The sequence below is a fragment of the Aeromonas sp. ZOR0002 genome, assembly GCF_963866995.1.
Taxonomy (GTDB): Bacteria; Pseudomonadota; Gammaproteobacteria; order Enterobacterales; family Aeromonadaceae; genus Aeromonas; species Aeromonas caviae.
In genome coordinates this window covers 1-4,666 of sequence record NZ_CAWMFQ010000225.1, presented here as the reverse complement: position 1 = coordinate 4,666, position 4,666 = coordinate 1, and the positions used below count along the sequence as shown (strand labels likewise).

The window sequence follows — 4,666 nt, the reverse complement described above, 5'->3', positions numbered from 1 at the left end:
CTTGCTGTGGAAGCCGCCGATCTCCACCGGCAGCGCCAGGATCAGCAGATCGAGCTGCCCCTGCTCCAGCTGCTTGAGCAGATTGGTGGTGGTGTCTTCCCGCAGCAGCAGCTCCAGATCCGGATAGGCCTTGCCGCACACCTGCAGCAGCTTGCTCAGCAGGAAGGGGGCGATGGTGGGGATGCAGCCCAGGCGCACCGTGCCGTGCATGACGCCCCCCTGCTGCTGCCCCAACTCCATCAGATCCCGGGCGTCGGAGAGCAGGTTGCGCGCCCGCGCCACGATTTCCATGCCGACCGGCGTCATGATGAAGCTCTTGTGATCCCGCTCCACCAGTTGCAGGTTCATCATGTCCTCCAGGGTCTGGATCCCGGTACTCAGGGTCGACTGGCTGACATGGCAGGCCTTGGCGGCGCGGTTGAAATTCTTGTGCTCGTCCAGAGCGACCAGATACTGGAGCTGCTTCAGGCTGGGCCAACGTTGCATAGGAGAAACCCGATCGATGCTATCTATTTGATTTGATTAATCTACCATCGAGAAGCCCCGTTGTCGCCGACAAATCGGTGCCCCCTGGCAGGCGCACTGCCTCACGCACATGGGGTGGCCTGCGCCTATGGGCTGGCGACCCCTCATTGGTCGGGAGCTTATCCCCTTGTGCCGCGCCATTGAAGGGGCGCCGCCATGGGATGTGACGGGGATCGGCCTTCGGGCGGGGCGCCCTGCGCGCAGGAGCGGCCATAAAAAAACGCGCCGGGGGGCGCGTTTTTGCAGAAGGGGGGCGGACTATTCGTCGAAGATACCGAAGTGATCCTTGGCGAAGTTGACCCGCTGCTCCACGTTCATCTTGACCTGACCCAGCTTCTCGATGGTCTTGAGGTTGGGCACCAGGCCGCGACCGTTGGCGATCTGGATGGCAAGGCCCGGACGGGCGTTGAGCTCCAGCAGCATGGGGCCGCGGAACTTGTCCAGCACCATGTCGGTCCCGATGTAGCCAAGACCGGACATCTCGTAGCAGGAGGCCGCCAGGTTGAGCAGGGTGTCCCAGTGGGGCACCTTCAGATCGTAGAGATCCAGGCCGGTGTCCGGGTGGTGGCGCAGCGGGTTGCCAAACTGCACCGCCCGCAGGGCGCGGCCGGTGCGCAGGCACAGGCCCACCCCCACGGCGCCCTGGTGCAGGTTCGCCTTGCCGTCGGAAGCCGAGGTCGAGAGGCGCATCATGGCCATCACCGGGAACCCCTTGAAGATGATCACCCGGGCATCGGGGACCCCTTCGAAGGAGTAGCCGTCGAACACGTCGTCGAAGTTGATGAGCCCTTCCACCAGCGCCACGTCGGGCTTGCCGCCGAGGGAATAGAGCCCCGCCAGGATGTTGGAGACATGGCGCTCCAGATCCTGGCCGTTGGCGGCGCTGCCGTTGGGCTTGTAGAAGAGGCCATCCTCCTGGCGCAGGATCACCAGGATCCCCTTGCCGCCGGAGCCGCGGGCCGGCTTGATGCAGAAGCCCGGCCAGTCCTTCACCAGCTCGGTGATGCGAGTCACGTCGTGCTGCTCGCGGATGGTGCCGATGAGTTCAGGCACCGTCACCCCCGCATCCAGCGCGATGCGCTTGGTCTTGAGCTTGTCATCCACCAGCGGATAGAGGCGGCGCGGGTTGTAGCGGCTGATGTAGGAGTGGTTGCGCTTGTTCATGCCGAGGATGCCTGCCTGGGACAGGCTCCACGGACTGGTGTATTTCTGCCAGAACCACATCTGTTACTTGTCCTTACCCGGGGTGGCACCAGACTTCATCTCGTCCACCAGCGGCTTGAAGCGCTTGAGCTCGCTCAGCTTGTAGCCGGTGTAGTTACCCATCAACAGCACGGTCGCCATCAGCACCAGCTGCAGGCCGAGGAAGTTGAAGGTGAGGTGACGAATGAGCTCGTTGTCCATGGCCAGGTAGGCGATGACCGCCACCAGCAGGGAACCGCCGCCCTGGCGGAACACCTCTTTGGGACCCTCTTCTTCCCACAGGATGGACATGCGCTCGATGGTCCAGGAGAGGATGATCATCGGGAAGAAGGTGATCTTCATGCCGTCGGTCAGCCCCAGCTTGAAGGCGAACGCCGAGAAGATGCCGATCATCGAGATCACCATGATGATGATCGCCGATATCCGGGCGACCAGCAGCAGGTTCAGCCTCGAGAGGTAGGAGCGGATCACCAGGCCGGTGCCGACGATCAGCAGGAAGCCGATGAGGCCGGTGACCAGCGAGGTCTGGATGAAGGCGACCGCGATCAGCACCGGCATGAAGGTGCCGGAGGTCTTGATCCCCACGATGACCCGCAGGAACACCACCATCAGCACGCCGATGGGGATGAGCAGCAGACCCTTGAACAGGGCTTGCTCTTCCAGGGGCAGGCTGTGGATGGAGAAGTTCATCATCTCGGATTTTTCGAACTTCTGGGCCAGGGCCACGTTGACCGGTTGCTCCTGCTCGATCATCGAGAAGGTGACGCGGGAGTTGTGACCGCCGGTGACGTCCAGCAGGGCGCCGGAGTTGTACTCCCACAGCAGCAGGTTGGCCGGTTGACCCTGTTCACCGCTTTGCGGGTTGAACAGCTTGTAGTCGGTCGGGCTGTTGAAGACCTGCAGGTAATCCACCAGCTCCTGACGGCGACGGCCATCTTCCAGGCTGAGGGCGTGAACCACCCGGGCCGGGACGTCCGCGTTGTTGAGCAGCTCGGCAATCAGATTGGCGCGGCTCTTGTGGGACTTGAGCAGCTCGGCGTTCTGTTCCTGCTTCTCGATCTCCTTGATGATCTCGCGGGTCAGGGTGTAGCCGTCGGCGGAGCGCTCCTGGGCGCGCTCCAGGATCTGCTTCATGGCCGTGGCGTAGGGCTCGCTCTCGATCTGCTTCTCGATGGCGGGCGGCTGCGGGTTGGCGGCGGGCTTGGCATGGGCATCGGCCATCATGTCGACCCGGTAGTAGAGCTCCTGACGGCCGGAGGCGGTGCGGATGGACCACTCGGCGCGGGCATCCCCGTCTTTTTCCACGAACGACAGGCCATAGCCCGGGCTCGCGGCGTTCTCGTTCATCAGGGTGAAGCCGGGCTGGGTGCCCGGAATGGCCAGGGAGGCGATCACCGGCTCGCCGGTGGCCTCGAACTCGAGTTTGGCTTCGATGGACCAGATCTGGCGCTTTTCACCCGGCGTGAGCGGGACGTCCAGTGCGATGTGATGATAGAAGGTCATCCCCAGGCCGACGATGTAGAGCAGGGCGACCAGCAGATAGAACGGCTTACGGGAAACCATGGATTATTTCACATCCTTGAGCTTGGGTTTGGGTTGGATATATTCGCGGGCCACGTCGACCACGGCGATGTCTTTGAGGAATTCACGGCCCAGCAGCACGGGGAAGGTCATGTCGCTGCGGTCCTTCAGGGTAAATTCGGCCTTCTCGGTCATGTCGCCGATGCGCACGGCGAGGCGGACCACGGGGCGACGGTCGAGATCGTCGGCGGAAGCCTGACGGACCCGCACGTGACGCACCAGGGGCGCTTCAATCTGGATCTTGTCGTCCATCTCCTGGTGGCTCAGGAAGAAGCGCACCCAGTTCTTGCCGTTGCGCTCGAAGATGGTGATCTCCTGGGCGCTGATGGAGGAGGTAGTTGCGCCGGTGTCGACCCGGGCCTGGAAGGCGTCGTTGGCGGCGTCAACCCAGATCCACTCCGCTTCACCCACCAGCAGCTTGCCATCGACGGTGTGGCCCTGGCTCGGCGCCGGGCACTTCTCGGCGGGAATGGGCATGGCCTTGGGCGGCTCGGGAGGCAGGGTAGCCAGCTTGCTGTCGACTTTCTTCACGGACTCTTTCATGTTGGTGACATCGGTGTTGAGCTGAACCAGCAGGTGCTGTTGCTGCACATACTGCTTCTGTTGCTGTTCCATGGATGTTTGCAGACGTTGCTCGCTCAACGAGATCTCGTTGCGCAGCTCGGCCAGCGTCAGGGTCGGGGCCGGGGGGGCTTTTTCCATACTGACACACCCGCCGAGACTGAGCAGGGAGAGCAGGGTCATTCCTTTTAATTTGCTTTTCATGTCATTCATTTAACTGTGCTTCCTGGAATTGGGTCAGTGTAACTTCCACAGCCGCCATCGGCTAGTCTTTGGCCTTTCTGGCGATCAGTACGGCACGTTTGGGTGCCGGGTATCCTTCGACCGTGAGTGCAGGATTGTGTGGATCCAGATAGTCACTCAGGGACTCGTTAATCATCCAGTCGGTACGACGCTGTTCGTCGGTGCTGGTCATATTCTCGTCGACGATGCGCACATCGGTGAACCCGCAGCGCTCGACCCAGCGTGTGAGGGCCGCGCTCGAGGGGAGGAACCAGACGTTGCGCATCTTGCCGTAGCGATCGGAGGGCATCAGCACCTGGTTTTCGTCGCCGTCCACCACCAGGGTCTCGAGCACCAGCTCCCCATCGTCTTTGAGCTGGTTGCGCAACTGCTCGATGTGCTCGATGGGGGACTTGCGATGATAGAGCACCCCCATGGAGAAGACGGTGTCAAAGGCCCGCAGATCCGGCAGATCCTGGATACCGAGCGGCAGCAGGTGGGCGCGCTGGTCGTTGTCCATGAAGTGGCGAATGGCTTCGAACTGGCAGAGGAACAGCGGGCTCGGGTCGATGCC

General features: G+C 62.3%; 5 protein-coding genes. All 5 read right to left on the bottom strand.

From position 1 onward, the window contains the following. Positions 1-486: LysR family transcriptional regulator (locus AACR77_RS12955; protein WP_042882008.1), on the bottom strand; the 486-nt coding region annotated here is incomplete at its 3' end. Between the two features lie 297 nt (positions 487-783). Further along, positions 784-1,749, bottom strand: coding sequence for an alpha-L-glutamate ligase-like protein (locus tag AACR77_RS12950; RefSeq protein ID WP_039039849.1), 966 nt, complete (start codon positions 1,747-1,749; stop codon positions 784-786). A 3-nt stretch (positions 1,750-1,752) separates the two neighbouring features. After that, positions 1,753-3,291 (bottom strand): inactive transglutaminase family protein, encoded by a 1,539-nt coding sequence (locus AACR77_RS12945; protein ID WP_010674088.1) that lies wholly within the window; start codon positions 3,289-3,291, stop codon positions 1,753-1,755. A gap of 3 nt (positions 3,292-3,294) precedes the next feature. Continuing rightward, positions 3,295-4,083: an ATP-dependent zinc protease family protein gene (locus AACR77_RS12940; protein ID WP_042882005.1), complete on the bottom strand. Its 789-nt coding sequence runs from the start codon at positions 4,081-4,083 to the stop codon at positions 3,295-3,297. Positions 4,084-4,135: 52 nt separating this feature from the next. Then, positions 4,136-4,666: tRNA 5-methoxyuridine(34)/uridine 5-oxyacetic acid(34) synthase CmoB (gene cmoB / locus AACR77_RS12935; protein WP_042882004.1), on the bottom strand; the 531-nt coding region annotated here is incomplete at its 5' end.